Source organism: Streptomyces tibetensis, assembly GCF_040647715.1.
In the GTDB taxonomy this organism is placed as follows: Bacteria; Actinomycetota; Actinomycetes; order Streptomycetales; family Streptomycetaceae; genus Streptomyces; species Streptomyces tibetensis_A.
In genome coordinates, this window is record NZ_JBEZCR010000013.1 from 48,312 (window position 1) to 62,360 (window position 14,049).

Annotated in this window: 12 protein-coding genes and 2 riboswitches; of the genes, 8 read left to right on the forward strand and 4 right to left on the reverse strand. The window is 69.4% G+C overall.

Features of this window, described 5'->3' with window-relative positions:
• Positions 1–123 precede the first annotated feature (123 nt).
• From AB0B29_RS30310 to gcvT, 4 genes are all read right to left on the reverse strand, one after another.
• Positions 124–1,491: an L-serine ammonia-lyase gene (locus tag AB0B29_RS30310; protein ID WP_362244694.1), complete on the reverse strand. Its 1,368-nt coding sequence runs from the start codon at positions 1,489–1,491 to the stop codon at positions 124–126.
• Between the two features lie 88 nt (positions 1,492–1,579).
• Complete coding sequence (gene glyA, locus AB0B29_RS30315) at positions 1,580–2,842, reverse strand: serine hydroxymethyltransferase (RefSeq protein WP_362244696.1); 1,263 nt, start codon at positions 2,840–2,842, stop codon at positions 1,580–1,582.
• A gap of 9 nt (positions 2,843–2,851) precedes the next feature.
• The gene (gcvH, locus tag AB0B29_RS30320; RefSeq protein WP_234845364.1) at positions 2,852–3,229 is read right to left on the reverse strand and encodes a glycine cleavage system protein GcvH; all 378 of its coding nucleotides are present in this window, start codon (positions 3,227–3,229) and stop codon (positions 2,852–2,854) included.
• A 104-nt stretch (positions 3,230–3,333) separates the two neighbouring features.
• Positions 3,334–4,455 carry a glycine cleavage system aminomethyltransferase GcvT gene (gcvT, locus tag AB0B29_RS30325; RefSeq protein ID WP_362244698.1) on the reverse strand — a complete coding sequence of 374 codons (1,122 nt, stop codon included), beginning with the start codon at positions 4,453–4,455 and terminating at the stop codon, positions 3,334–3,336.
• Positions 4,456–4,493: 38 nt separating this feature from the next.
• Positions 4,494–4,613, reverse strand: a riboswitch (glycine riboswitch).
• Positions 4,614–4,713: riboswitch (glycine riboswitch) on the reverse strand. It lies immediately after the preceding riboswitch.
• A 222-nt stretch (positions 4,714–4,935) separates the two neighbouring features.
• On the opposite strand from gcvT, the gene AB0B29_RS30330 reads away from it, so the two are divergent.
• From AB0B29_RS30330 to AB0B29_RS30365, 8 genes are all read left to right on the forward strand, one after another.
• Positions 4,936–5,601 (forward strand): AAA family ATPase, encoded by a 666-nt coding sequence (locus AB0B29_RS30330; RefSeq protein WP_362244700.1) that lies wholly within the window; start codon positions 4,936–4,938, stop codon positions 5,599–5,601.
• A 209-nt stretch (positions 5,602–5,810) separates the two neighbouring features.
• Entirely contained in the window at positions 5,811–6,599 is a 789-nt protein-coding gene (locus tag AB0B29_RS30335; RefSeq protein WP_362244702.1) for an enhanced serine sensitivity protein SseB, read from the forward strand.
• Positions 6,600–6,736: 137 nt separating this feature from the next.
• Positions 6,737–7,537, forward strand: a complete 801-nt coding sequence (locus AB0B29_RS30340; RefSeq protein ID WP_362244704.1) for an enhanced serine sensitivity protein SseB C-terminal domain-containing protein — start codon at positions 6,737–6,739, stop codon at positions 7,535–7,537.
• Positions 7,538–7,880: 343 nt separating this feature from the next.
• Positions 7,881–8,879, forward strand: coding sequence for an ABC transporter permease (locus tag AB0B29_RS30345; protein WP_362244706.1), 999 nt, complete (start codon positions 7,881–7,883; stop codon positions 8,877–8,879).
• Between the two features lie 8 nt (positions 8,880–8,887).
• Positions 8,888–10,651: an ABC transporter substrate-binding protein gene (locus tag AB0B29_RS30350; RefSeq protein ID WP_362244708.1), complete on the forward strand. Its 1,764-nt coding sequence runs from the start codon at positions 8,888–8,890 to the stop codon at positions 10,649–10,651.
• 91 nt (positions 10,652–10,742) lie between these two features.
• Complete coding sequence (locus AB0B29_RS30355; protein ID WP_362244710.1) at positions 10,743–11,753, forward strand: ABC transporter permease; 1,011 nt, start codon at positions 10,743–10,745, stop codon at positions 11,751–11,753.
• Positions 11,750–12,832: an ABC transporter ATP-binding protein gene (locus tag AB0B29_RS30360; protein WP_362244712.1), complete on the forward strand. Its 1,083-nt coding sequence runs from the start codon at positions 11,750–11,752 to the stop codon at positions 12,830–12,832. The genes AB0B29_RS30355 and AB0B29_RS30360 overlap by 4 nt, the downstream gene beginning before the upstream one ends.
• A complete protein-coding gene (locus AB0B29_RS30365; RefSeq protein WP_362244714.1) occupies positions 12,829–13,989 on the forward strand; it encodes an ABC transporter ATP-binding protein in 1,161 nt (386 codons plus the stop codon). Before AB0B29_RS30360 ends, AB0B29_RS30365 begins: the two co-directional genes overlap by 4 nt.
• Positions 13,990–14,049 lie beyond the last annotated feature (60 nt).

Genomic DNA, 14,049 nt, shown 5'->3' on the forward strand with positions numbered 1-14,049 from the left:
CAGAACTGCGGGGCATCGGCCCGGGGGTGTCGCTCACCCAGCGGACGGAGGTGACGGGGTGCTTCTCACCTTCGAGGTCACACCGGACGCCCACCAGACGCCCGTGGTCACCGTCAGAGAGCCTCAGCACTCGATGATGTTCACGGCCAGCCCACCCCGGGCCGTCTCCTTGTACTTGACCGACATGTCGGCGCCGGTGTCCTTCATCGTCTTGATGACCTTGTCCAGGGACACCTTGTGGGAGCCGTCGCCGCGCATGGCCATGCGGGCGGCGGTGACGGCCTTGACCGCGGCCATGCCATTGCGTTCGATGCAGGGAATCTGGACCAGGCCGCCTACGGGATCGCAGGTGAGGCCGAGGTTGTGTTCCATGCCGATCTCGGCGGCGTTCTCGACCTGCTCGGGCGAGCCGCCGAGGACCTCGGCCAGGGCGCCCGCGGCCATCGAGCAGGCGGAGCCGACCTCGCCCTGGCAGCCGACCTCGGCGCCGGAGATCGAGGCGTTCTCCTTGAAGAGCATGCCGATCGCGCCCGCGGCGAGCAGGAAGCGGACCACGCCCTCCTCGTCGGCGCCGGGCACGAAGTTGACGTAGTAGTGCAGGACCGCCGGGATGATGCCGGCGGCGCCGTTGGTGGGCGCGGTGACGACCCGGCCGCCGGCGGCGTTCTCCTCGTTGACGGCCATGGCGTAGAGGGTGATCCACTCCATGGCCAGGGCCAGCGGCTCGCCCTCGGAGCGCAGCTTGCGCGCGGTGTTCGCGGCCCGCCGGCGCACCTTGAGGCCGCCCGGCAGGATGCCCTCCTGGGACAGTCCGCGCGCCACACAGTCCCGCATCACCTGCCAGATCTCCAGCAGGCCCGCGCGGATCTCCTCCTCGGAGCGCCAGGCCCGCTCGTTCTCCAGCATCAGCGCGGAGATGGACAGGCCCGTCTCCTCGGTCAGGCGCAGCAGCTCGTCACCCGTGCGGAAGGGGTACTTCAGCACGGTGTCGTCGAGTTTGATGCGGTCGGCGCCGACCGCGTCCTCGTCGACGACGAAGCCGCCGCCGACCGAGTAGTACGTCTTCGTCAGCAGCTCCGTGCCCGAGGCGTCGTACGCCCACAGGGTCATGCCGTTCGCGTGGTAGGGCAGCGTCTTGCGGCGGTGCAGCACCATGTCGTCGTCGTAGGAGAACGCGATCTCGTGCTCACCGAGCAGGTTGAGCCGGCCGCCGGCCTTGATCGCCTCCACCCGCTCGTCGGCGCTGCCCACGTCGACCGTGCGCGGCGAGTCGCCCTCCAGGCCGAGCAGCACCGCCTTGGGAGTGCCGTGGCCGTGCCCGGTCGCGCCGAGCGAGCCGTACAGCTCCGCGTGGACCTTCGCGGTCGGGGCCAGCAGCTCCTCGTTGCGCAGCCGCCGGGCGAACATCCGGGCCGCCCGCATCGGGCCGACGGTGTGGGAGCTGGACGGGCCGATGCCGATCGAGAACAGGTCGAAGACCGAGATGGCCACGGGGGAACTCCTGACTACGGGGGTGGTGCCAAGGGGGTGGGTGCCGCGCCCGCTCGTGACGGGCGGCGGCACCCGAAAGGTTTCTTCTTTACTTGTTCAGACCCGGGTACAGCGGGTGCTTGTCGGCCAGGGCCTTCACCCGGGCCTTGAGGGCCTGCGCGTCGTACGACGGCTTGAGCGCCTCGGCGATGACGTCGGCGACCTCAGCGAAGTCCTCGGCCCCGAACCCACGGGTGGCCAGGGCCGGTGTGCCGATCCGCAGACCGGACGTCACCATCGGCGGACGCGGGTCGTTCGGGATGGCGTTCCGGTTGACGGTGATGCCCACCTCGTGGAGCCGGTCCTCGGCCTGCTGTCCGTCCAGCTCCGAATGGCGCAGGTCGACCAGGACGAGGTGCACGTCCGTGCCGCCGGACAGCACGTCCACGCCCACGGCCCGGACGTCGTCCTTCACCAGACGCTCGGCCAGGATGCGGGCACCCTCCAGCGTACGGCGCTGGCGCTCCTTGAAGTCCTCCGAGGCGGCGACCTTGAAGGAGACCGCCTTGGCGGCGATCACATGCTCCAGCGGGCCGCCCTGCTGACCGGGGAAGACAGCCGAGTTGATCTTCTTGGCCAGTTCGGCCGTGGACAGGATCACACCGCCGCGCGGGCCGCCGAGGGTCTTGTGGGTCGTGGTGGTGACCACGTGCGCGTGCGGCACCGGGTTCGGGTGCAGCCCGGCCGCGACCAGCCCGGCGAAGTGGGCCATGTCGACCATCAGGTACGCGCCGACCTCGTCCGCGATCCGGCGGAACTCCGCGAAGTCCAGCTGCCGCGGGTACGCCGACCAGCCGGCGACGATCAGCTTCGGCCGGGACTCCCTGGCCAGCCGCTCCACCTCGGTCATGTCGACCCGGCCGTCCTCGCCCACGTGGTAGGCGACGACGTCGTAGAGCTTGCCGGAGAAGTTGATCTTCATGCCGTGGGTCAGGTGCCCGCCGTGCGCGAGGTTCAGACCCATGATGGTGTCGCCCGGCTTGAGCAGCGCGAACATCGCGGCGGCGTTGGCCTGGGCACCGGAGTGCGGCTGGACGTTCGCGTGCTCGGCGCCGAACAGCTCCTTGATGCGGTCGATCGCGATCTGCTCGACCACGTCGACGTGCTCGCAGCCGCCGTAGTAGCGGCGACCCGGGTAGCCCTCGGCGTACTTGTTGGTGAGGACCGAGCCCTGCGCCTCCATGACCGCGAGCGGAGCGAAGTTCTCCGAGGCGATCATCTCGAGCGTGGACTGCTGGCGGTGCAGCTCGGCGTCGACCGCCGCGGCGACGGCCGGGTCGAGCTCGTGCAGGGGTGTGTTCAGGACGGACATACGACTCCCTCAGCCCGCGGAGAACGCGGTGTACTCGTCGGCGGAGAGCAGGTCGCCCGGCTCGTCCGTGACCCGCACCTTGAACAGCCAGCCGCCCTCGAAGGGGGCCGAGTTCACCAGCGACGGGTCGTTCACGACGTCCTCGTTGACCTCGGTGACCTCACCGGAGACGGGGGAGTACAGGTCGGACACCGACTTGGTCGACTCCAGCTCGCCGCAGGTCTCGCCGGCGGACACGGAGTCACCGACCTCGGGCAGCTGGACGAACACGACATCGCCGAGCGCGTTGGCCGCGTGCTCCGTGATGCCGACCGTCGACACGCCGTCCTCGGCGGCCGACAGCCACTCGTGCTCCTTGCTGTAGCGCAGCTCGTTGGGGTTGCTCATGGCCTGGATTCTCCTGTACGCGCGGGAGTGCTGTGGAAGGGGGGACTGCTGGTGAGCTGGGACGACGGGCACGGGGGTCGCTGCCGCGGCCCTTCGGCCAGTGTCTACTTCTGGCGCTTGTAGAACGGCAGCGCCACGACCTCGTACGGCTCGTGACTGCCCCGGATGTCCACGCCCACGCCACTCGTGCCGGGTGCGGCGTGCACGGCGTCGACGTACGCCATCGCGATCGGCTTGCCGAGGGTGGGGGAGGGGGCGCCGGAGGTGACCTCGCCGATCACCTCGCCGCCGGCGACGACCGCGTACCCGGCGCGCGGGACCCGGCGGCCCTCGGCGACCAGGCCGACCAGGACGCGCGGCGGGTTCTGCTCGGCGCGGGCGGCGGCCTCGCGCAGGGCCTCGCGCCCCACGAAGTCGCCCTCCTTCTCGAACTTCACCACCCGGCCGAGCCCGGCGTCGAAGGGGGTGAGGGAGGTCGTCAGCTCGTGCCCGTACAGCGGCATGCCCGCTTCCAGGCGCAACGTGTCGCGGCAGGACAGCCCGCACGGGACCAGGCCGACGCCCTCGCCGGCCTTGGTCAGCGCCTGCCACAGCTCGACGGCGTGCTCGGGCTTCACGAAGAGCTCGAAGCCGTCCTCGCCGGTGTAGCCGGTCCGGGCGATCAGGGCCGGGACACCCGCGACCGTGCCGGGCAGCCCGGCGTAGTACTTCAGGCCGTCGAGGTCGGCGTCCGTGAGGGACTTGAGGATGCCGGGGGACTCCGGGCCCTGCACGGCGATCAGCGCGTAGGCGTCCCGGTCGTCGCGCACCTCGGCGTCGAAGCCGGCGGCGCGCTCGGTCAGCGCGTCCAGCACCACCTGGGCGTTGGAGGCGTTGGCGACGACCATGTACTCGGTCTCGCCCAGCCGGTAGACGATCAGGTCGTCCAGGATGCCGCCGTCGGCCCGGCAGATCATGGTGTAGCGGGCCCGGCCCGGCTTCACCCCGCCGATGTTGCCCACCAGGGCGAAGTCCAGCAGGGCGGCGGCCTGCGGCCCGGTGACGGTGATCTCGCCCATGTGGGAGAGGTCGAAGAGGCCGGCCTTCGTGCGCACGGCGATGTGCTCGTCGCGCTCGGAGCCGTAGCGCAGGGGCATGTCCCAGCCGGCGAAGTCGGTCATCGTCGCACCGAGGACACGATGCAGGGCATCGAGCGCGGTGTGGCGGAGTTCTCCTGTACTGCTCACGGTCGGTCGTCTCCCAAGGCAATGACGGGCGAGGTCGTTCCTCCCCATCTGTCATCGGAACCTGAGAGGTTCGCCATGACCACACGGGTCACTGGCTTGCACCTTGGGTGGAGCCGCGTCCCCGTCCAGGACAGGGGCGGCCCGCTTTTCAGATGTGCCTCGCCCGCGCGGTAACGGGGCCTGAGAGATTCAAGGGAGGGACTTGCTCCTTCGGCGCCCCAGCTCCTGCGGTGCTGGGGACTCTCCCGCGCGGATTCAAACGGCCGGTATGCAGTTGGCGCGCACATCATTGCACGCATCCTTCCGGCGCGGCAGGGGGACCTTTCACAGGGAGTGCACGAGTCCCGCGTGCCGGGCACAGCGACCTGTAGCAGCCCTGTTGCAGGACGAGAACGTAAATGAGAGGCCTGCCGCATTACCTTCTCTTTACACTCGGCGGGGATGGGACTCCGTACCTGGCCCCAGGGGAGGACGATCACGGTGAACAGGACCACCGCGTACGCGACGACGGGCATCGCGCTGCCCGAGCAGCCGGCCGCACCGGCCCGGGCGGTCCGCGCTGCGGCACCGGCGCCGGTCGTCCGCGATCTGCGCGACCGTGCCGGCCGGAGCCCGCACGCGCTGCTGTTCGGCCCACGCGACCTCGTCGTGGTCACCGGCCTGCCGGGCAGCGGCAAGTCCACGCTGATGCGGCGCACCGTGCCGGGCCGGCGCATCGACTCCCAGGACACCCGCGACCGCTGGGCCCGCCGCATGCCGCGCATCCTGCCGTACGCGCTCTACCGCCCGCTCGTCCGCCTCTCCCACTACGCCGGGCTGCGGCGCGCCCTGCGCACGGGCGAGGGCGTCGTCGTGCACGACTGCGGCACGCAGGCCTGGGTCCGCCGCTGGCTCGCCCGCGAGGCCGGCCGCCGCGGTGCCGCCCTGCACCTCCTCCTGCTCGACGTCAGTCCCGAACAGGCCCTGGCCGGCCAGCGCGACCGCGGCCGCGGCGTCTCGCGCTACGCGTTCCTGCGCCACCGGGGGGCGAGCACCCGCCTCCTGCGCGCGGTGGAGCGCGGCGAACTCCCCGCCGGCTGCGCCTCGGCCGTCCTGGCCGACCGGGACGCGGCCGACAACCTCCGCAGAATCGACTTCACGGGCTGACCCCGGCGTCCGTCCACGAGCCGGCCTTCTTCATGGCGCCCGGGTGTACGTCGGCCGTGGGCCCGCGGGGCGGTCTTCATGCCGCTCGGGTGTGCGACAGCCGTTCGCCTGTTCGGTGCTCCACGAGTCGGCCTTCCTCCTGCCTGCCGGTGTCCCTCAGCCGTTAGCCTTTTGACCCACAGCAGTGGTTCCAGGCAGGCGGTAGGCAGATGGACATCCCGGCGGACTTCTCCGCGGACTTCCCGGCGCAGACGCAGACTCACCCGCACGGTGGTTGGCCCGGCAACGAGCTGGAGGAGGTGCTCTCGGCCTCCCTCGGCGCCGGACCGGCGGCCGGCGGGCGGATCGTCGAGGTGCTCGGCCGGAGCTTCGTGTGGGTCCCGCTGCCCAACGGCGGCGGCCCGCACAGCGGCCCCCTCGACCTGCCCGGCATCGAGATCGACGGCCAGGCGTTCGTGCCGGTGTTCAGCTCCGAGGAGCAGTTCCGCCAGGTCGCCGGCTCCCACATGTCGTACACCATCGCGCCCGCCGTGGAGTTCGCCCGCGGCCTGCCCCCGCACGCGGGGATAGCCGTCAACCCGGGCGGGGTGGTGGGCATCCCGCTGCCGCCGCCCGCCGTGGCCGAGCTGTGCCGGGCCGGCCGGACCCCGCTGGACGGCCCCGCGAGCGGCGGCCGGGTCCGCCTCTTCGAGCCCGACTGGCAGGACGACCCGGTGGACTTCCTCGCCGCCGCCTCCGCGGAGTTCGAGGCGACCGGCGTCGTCGTCACCGCCCGCCGCTGCCTCGCCGCGATCGAGACCGCCGACCCCGTGATGTTCGTCGGCGTCGAACTCTCCCAGTGGGAAGGCGACCTGCGCGTCCTCCCCCTGGACGCCCTCACCCGCGCCGTCACCGCCGCCCCTGCCCCCTGGCCGGTCAACCTGGTCCTCCTGGACGTGACGGAGGACCCGGTGGGGAACTGGATGAGGGAACGAGTCCGGCCGTTCTACCAGCGGTAGAACGGCCGACCCGGGGGCGCGGGGAACTGCGCGATCAACCCCGCACGACCCGCACCCGCCCTACGGCACCGATCCGGCCCCCCGCTGCGGGCTTAAGCTAGGGCACCGTCGAGGCGTTGTACGAAGGGGCGGTAAAGGTGAGCGCGAGCGGCACGGCCGCGGCCGGACAGGTCGAGCACATGCTGCGCCAGGTCACGCCCGGGCGTTACGACGCCTACGAGGCACTCCTGCGCGCACTCGCGACCCCGCACACCGGCCAGATCTGGATGCTCCTGTGGCACGGCCAGGCCGGTTCCCCGGACGCCCAGTACGGCAACATGGACGTCGACGGCCACGGTTACGCCCCCTGCGTGACCTCCGCCCAGGAGCTCTCCGCCAGCGGCTGGAACCGCTCGTACGAGGTGGTCGACGGACTCGACGTCGCCCGCGCCCTCTACCCCGACCACTACGGCCTCTGGCTCAACCCGCACGCCCCCGGCGGCGGCGTCGGCATCCCGTGGCTCGATCTGCGCCGGATCGCCACGGGCCTGGACCGCCAGCCCGCCGGACCCCTGCGCATGTCCGAACCCGCCATCGAGATCCCGCAGTTCTACGCGCTGCTCGCGCAGAACGCCCACCGCACCCCGGCCGTCCGCTCGCTGCGCCGCGCCTGGGTGCAGCCCGCCCTCGGGGCGCCGTACCTCGCCATCGGACTGGATGTGTACGACACCTCGCCGCCGGCCGTGGACTCGGTGCGCGCGATGATGCAGCAGTCCCTCGGCGCCGTACCGGACGGGCTGCCCGTGTCGACCGTCGCCATGTCCGACGAGCACGACCCGGTCGCGATGTGGCTGCGCGCGAAGGCCCGGCCGTTCTACGACCGTGAGGCCCACGCCACCGCCCCCGTCCAGGCCCCGGCCTCCGGCTACGGCTACCCTCCGGCCCAGGGCAGGTACTGAGCGGCCGGGAGCAGCCCCCCGGAGCTCCTTCCCCACCTCTCCTCGAACGCGACAACCGTTCAGCTCTGCGCGCGTAGATAGGGGCAGAACGTCCGTTGGTGTCCTAAAATGCACCTGTTCTGAGGTGTCCGGCCCCTGTTACCCCGTGTCCGGATAACGGAACCCTGCAGACAGCATCACGTTTACGCATCCTTTCACCGCCAAGTCTGGCAACAGATCGCCAAAGCGTTGAAGACTCCCCGCAAGACACGGGCCGGGTCGGTCTTGTGTACGAGACAAACAAAACCGCTACAGCGGCACCAGGGGCTCGGCGACCGCCGGCCCGAGAGGGGTCAATCGCACCGTGACCGCACCGATCGAGACCACCGGGGCGGAAGCCGGAGCACAGCCCGAGGCCGTGCTCTCCGGGGTCAAGAAGAGCCAGATCGAAGGGCGCTCGCTCACCCAGATCGCCTGGATGCGCTTCAAGCGGGACAAGGTGGCGATGGCGGGAGGCGTCGTCGTCATCCTGCTCACGCTGTTGGCGGTGTTCTCCAAGCCGATCCTGTGGATCTTCAACCTCGATCCCAACCAGTTCAACCAGGACCTCATCGACCCCGCGCTGCTCGCTCCCAAGGGCGGCTGGGGCGGGATGAGCTGGGACCATCCGCTCGGCGTGGACCCCCAGTACGGCCGGGACATGCTCGCCCGCATCATCGACGGCTCCTGGGTCTCCCTCCTGGTCGCGGGCGGCGCCACGCTGCTGTCCGTGTGCATCGGCACCGTGCTCGGTGTCGTCGCCGGGTACTACGGCGGCTGGATCGACAGCGTGATCAGCAGGCTCATGGACACGTTCCTGGCCTTCCCCCTGCTGCTGTTCGCCATCTCGATCTCCGCCTCCGTGCAGGACGGGTTCTTCGGCCTCGAAGGCCTGCCGCTGCGCATCTGCGTGCTGATCTTCGTGATCGGCTTCTTCAGCTGGCCGTACATCGGCCGCATCGTGCGCGCCCAGACGATGACCCTGCGCAAGCGGGAGTTCATCGAGGCCTCCACGAGCCTCGGGGCACGCGGTCCGTACATCCTGTTCCGGGAGCTCCTCCCGAACCTCGTCGCACCGATCCTCGTCTACGCGACGCTGATCATCCCGACGAACATCCTTTTCGAGGCCGCGCTGAGCTTCCTCGGCGTCGGTATCGCGCCGCCGCAGGCTTCCTGGGGCGGCATGCTCAGCAACGCTGTGGATCTCTACACGGCTGATCCGCAGTACATGTTCGTGCCCGGACTGGCGATCTTCATCACCGTCCTGGCCTTCAACCTGCTGGGTGACGGGCTGCGTGACGCCCTCGACCCTCGCAGCAAGTGATCCATCGAATGAGGGGGCTTCCTCAGGTGAAGACGAGAAGGGTGACCGCCGGCGTTGCGTCGGTCCTGGCACTGTCGCTGGGCGCTGCCGCGTGCGGCGGAGGCGACGACAACGACGGGGGAGGCAGCGGCAAGAAGGACGCCGCGCTGAACTCGATCGTCAACGCGTCGGACAAGAAGGGAGGCACGGTCACGTACGAGCACTCGGACGTGCCGGACTCCCTCGACCCGGGCAACACGTACTACGGCTGGGTCCAGAACTTCTCCCGCCTCTACGGCCGGACGCTCACCACGTTCAAGCCGGCGGCGGGAAAGGCGGGCCTCGAGGTCGTGCCGGACCTCGCCGAGGGGCTCGGCAAGTCCAGCCCGGACGCCAAGACCTGGACGTACAAGCTGCGTGCGGGTGTGAAGTTCCAGGACGGCACCCCGGTGACGTCCAAGGACGTCAAGTACGCCATCGAGCGCTCCAACTTCGCGCCTGAGGCACTGTCCAACGGCCCGACGTACTTCAAGTCGTACCTGGAGGGCGGCGACAAGTACAAGGGCCCCTACAAGGACAAGTCCGCCGAGGGCATCAAGTCCATCGAGACGCCGGACGACCGGACGATCGTCTTCAAGCTGAAGCAGCCGTTCGCCGACTTCGACTACCTGGCGACCTTCTCGCAGACGGCCCCCGTGCCGCAGGCGAAGGACACCGGTGCGAAGTACGTGCAGGCCATCCAGTCCACCGGCCCGTACCAGTTCCAGTCCTACGAGGAGGGCCGCGGCGCCACCCTCGTGCGCAACAAGCAGTGGGACGCCAAGACGGACCCGATCCGCAAGGCCCTGCCGGACAAGATCACGATCAAGTTCAAGGTCAACCAGGTCACGATCGACAACGACCTGCTCTCCGACAAGATCACGGGCGACGCGGCGGGCACCGGTGTGGCACCGCAGACCCAGCCGAAGGTGCTGACCGGCAAGAACGCCGGCCAGACGGACAGCTCGTACGCGGGCGCCACGCAGTACATCGCGCTGAACCTGAAGGTGGCACCCTTCGACAACATCCACTGCCGCAAGGCCGTGCAGTGGGGTCTCGACAAGCAGTCCGTCCTGGACGCGATGGGCGGCACGCCGAAGGGTGACGTGGCGACCACGCTGCTGCCGCCGTCGGTCAACGGCTACACCAAGTTCGACACCTACGCGACCGAGGGGCACAAGGGCAACGCCGCGAAGGCCAAGGAAGAGCTGAAGCAGTGCGGCAAGCCCAACGGCTTCAACACGATCCTGACCGCCCGCTCGGACCGTCCCGCCGAGGTCGCGCAGGCCACCGCCGTCCAGGCGTCGCTGAAGAAGATCGGCATCAACGTCGAGATCAAGCAGTTCCCGGCCGGTAAGTACTTCTCCAACTTCGCCGGTGTCCCGAGCTACGTCCACGACAACAAGCTCGGCATGCTGTCGATGGCGTGGGGTGCCGACTGGCCGACCGGCTACGGCTTCCTCGACCAGATCGTCAACGGTGCCGCCATCAAGCCCTCGGGTGGCAACAACCTGATGGAGCTGGACGACCCGAAGATCAACAAGGCCCTGACGGACGCGATCGCCAACACCGACGACGCGGCCCGCACCAAGGCCTGGGGTGACATCGACAAGATGGTGCTCGACAACGCCTCGGTCGTCCCGGTCGTCTACCGCAAGAACCTGCTGCTGCGGCCGACCTCCGCGACCAACGTCACGGTCACGCAGGCCTACCTCGGCATGTACGACTACCTGCTGATGAGCTCCTCGAAGTAATTCAGCAGGCCGGATCCTTTCGAAAGGCAGGTGAAGGCACCGGGTGGCCGCGGCGGACGATCCCGTCGCGGCCACCCGGGGCCGTACAGCTGTGGCTGCGTACATCCTCCGACGCGTCATGGGCGCGGTGCTGTTGCTGCTGGTGGTCAGCGCAGTCACTTTCGCCATCTTCTTCCTGGTGCCCCGCCTCGGGGGCCAGACGGCCGACCAGTTGGCCACCCAGTACGTCGGCAAGGACGCGAACCCCGAGTCCGTCGCCGCGATCAAGAGGAACCTGGGACTGGATCAGCCGGTCTACGAGCAGTACTGGCACTTCTTGAAGGGCCTCGTCGTAGGCGCCAACTACACGTTCGGTCCCGACGCGACGCACTGCGGTGCCCCCTGCTTCGGGTACTCCTTCAAGAGCCACATCGAGGTGTGGCCGCAGCTGGAACAGCGGATCCCGGTCTCCTTCTCCCTGGCTGTCGGCGCGTCGGTGATCTGGCTGATCACCGGTGTGACGACCGGTGTCATCTCGGCACTGCGCAAGGGCAAGCCGATCGACCGCATCTCCATGTTCATCGCGCTCGCCGGCGTCTCGCTCCCGATCTTCTTCACCGGCCAGATCCTGCTCGCGCTCTTCGTCTACGAGATCCCGATCTGGGACAGCGTCGACTACGTCCCGTTCACCGACAATCCCGCCGAATGGGCCTGGCACCTGATGCTGCCCTGGGTCAGCCTCGCCTTCCTCTTCTCGGCGCTCTACGCCCGCCTCACGCGGGCGGGCATGCTGGAGACGATGAGTGAGGACTACATCAGAACGGCCAGGGCCAAGGGCCTGAAGGAGACCACGGTCGTGGCGAAGCACGGCCTGCGCTCCGCACTCACCCCGATCGTCACCATCTTCGGCATGGACTTCGGCACCCTGGTCGGCACCGCGGTGCTCACCGAGACGGTGTTCTCCCTCCAGGGCATCGGCGCATACTCGGTCCAGGCCATCAAGGACAACGACCTGCCCATCGTGATGGGCGTGACCCTGGTCGCCGCGTTCTTCATCGTCTTCTGCAATCTGATCGTCGACCTGGTGTACGCCGCCATCGACCCCCGGGTGAGGTACTCGTGAGCAAGCTCGACAAAGCCGCGCTCGGCGAACCGGACACCACCGCCGCGTCCGTCCCGGACGACGTGTTCCTGTCCGTCCGTGACCTGCGCATCCACTTCGACACCGACGACGGTCTGGTCAAGTCCGTCGACGGCGTCAGCTTCGACGTGCGCAAGGGCCAGACCCTGGGCATCGTGGGCGAGTCCGGCTCCGGCAAGTCGGTCACCTCGCTCGGCGTGATGGGCCTGCACCGCTCGGCGCGCGCCAAGGTCTCCGGTGAGGTCTGGCTGGACGGCCAGGAGCTGATCGCGGCCGACCCCGACGACGTACGGCGGCTGCGCGGCCGGAAGATGGCCATGATCTTCCAGGACCCGCTGTCGGCGATGCACCCCTACTACTCCGTGGGGCAGCAGATCGTCGAGGCGTACCGGGTCCACCACGACGTCAGCAAGAAGGCCGCCAGGCAGCGGGCGATCGAGATGCTCGACCGGGTCGGCATCCCCGAGCCCGGCAAGCGCGTCGACGGCTACCCGCACGAGTTCTCCGGCGGTATGCGCCAGCGCGCCATGATCGCCATGTCGCTGGTGAACAACCCCGAGCTGCTCATCGCCGACGAGCCGACCACCGCCCTGGACGTCACCGTGCAGGCGCAGATCCTGGACCTGATCCGGGACCTGCAGAAGGAGTTCGGCTCCGCGGTCATCATGATCACCCACGACCTGGGCGTGGTCGCCGAGATGGCCGACGACCTGCTGGTCATGTACGGCGGCCGGTGCGTGGAGCGCGGCCCCGCCGAGGACGTGTTCTCCGAGCCCCGGCACCCCTACACCTGGGGCCTGCTCGGCTCGATGCCGCGTCTGGACCGCGAGGAGACCGACCGGCTCATCCCGATCAAGGGCGCGCCGCCCTCCCTCATCAACCTCCCGACCGGCTGCGCCTTCAACCCGCGCTGCCCGTACGCGGACATCCCGAAGGACAACGTCACCCGCACGGTCCGTCCCGAGCTGACCGAGGTCGGCGGCTCGCACTGGGCCGCCTGCCACATGACGCAGGAGCAGCGGGAGCGTATCTGGACCGAAGAGATTGCGCCGAAGCTGTGAGCGACGACAAAACGGTGAGCACACCGGACACCGGCGGGAGCACCCTCACCCAGGGCACCACCGCCGACAGCGAGGTGCTGCTGAAGGTGACCGGCCTTCAGAAGCACTTCCCGATCCGCAAGGGCCTGCTCCAGCGGCAGACCGGCGCGGTGCGTGCCGTCGACGGCATCGACTTCGAGGTGCGCAAGGGCGAGACGCTGGGCGTCGTCGGCGAGTCGGGCTGCGGCAAGTCGACCATGGGCCGGCTGATCACCCGGCTGCTCGAACCGACCGGCGGATCGGTCCAGTTCGAGGGCAAGGACATCACGCACCTGAAGACCGGCGAGCTGCGCCCCATGCGCCGCGACGTGCAGATGATCTTCCAGGACCCGTACTCCTCGCTGAACCCCCGCCACACGATCGGCACGATCGTCAGCGCCCCCTTCCGGCTCCAGGGCGTCGAGCCCGAGGGCGGAGTGAAGAAGGAGGTCCAGCGGCTGCTGTCGGTGGTCGGCCTCAACCCCGAGCACTACAACCGCTATCCGCACGAGTTCTCCGGCGGTCAGCGCCAGCGCATCGGCATCGCCCGCGCGCTCGCGCTCAACCCCAAGCTGGTCGTGGCGGACGAGCCGGTCTCCGCGCTGGACGTGTCGATCCAGGCGCAGGTGGTGAACCTGCTGGACGACCTCCAGGAGGAGCTGGGCCTGACGTACGTGATCATCGCGCACGACCTGTCGGTCGTCCGGCACGTCTCGGACCGGATCGCGGTGATGTACCTCGGCAAGATCGTCGAGCTGGCCGAGCGCGACCAGCTGTACAAGTCGCCGATGCACCCGTACTCCAAGGCCCTGCTGTCGGCCGTGCCGATCCCGGACCCCAAGCGCAGGGGCGTCAAGAGCGAGCGCATCCTACTCAAGGGCGACGTGCCCTCGCCGATCGCCCCGCCGAGCGGCTGCCGCTTCCACACCCGGTGCTGGAAGGCGACGCAGATCTGCAAGACGACCGAGCCGCCGCTGGTGGAGCTGAGGGCCGGACAGCAGGTCGCCTGCCACCACCCGGAGAACTTCGAGGACCAGCAGCCCCAGGACACCGAGCTGCTGTCGTCGGCCTCCGAGGTGGCCGCCGAGAACGGCGTGGACAAGACCGCCGGCAACGGCGCCGCGCCCGTGGAGAAGTGAGCCCGGCCGAGCCCCCGCCCTCGCACATCAGGGCGGGGGCTCACCCGTGGGTGAAAATGT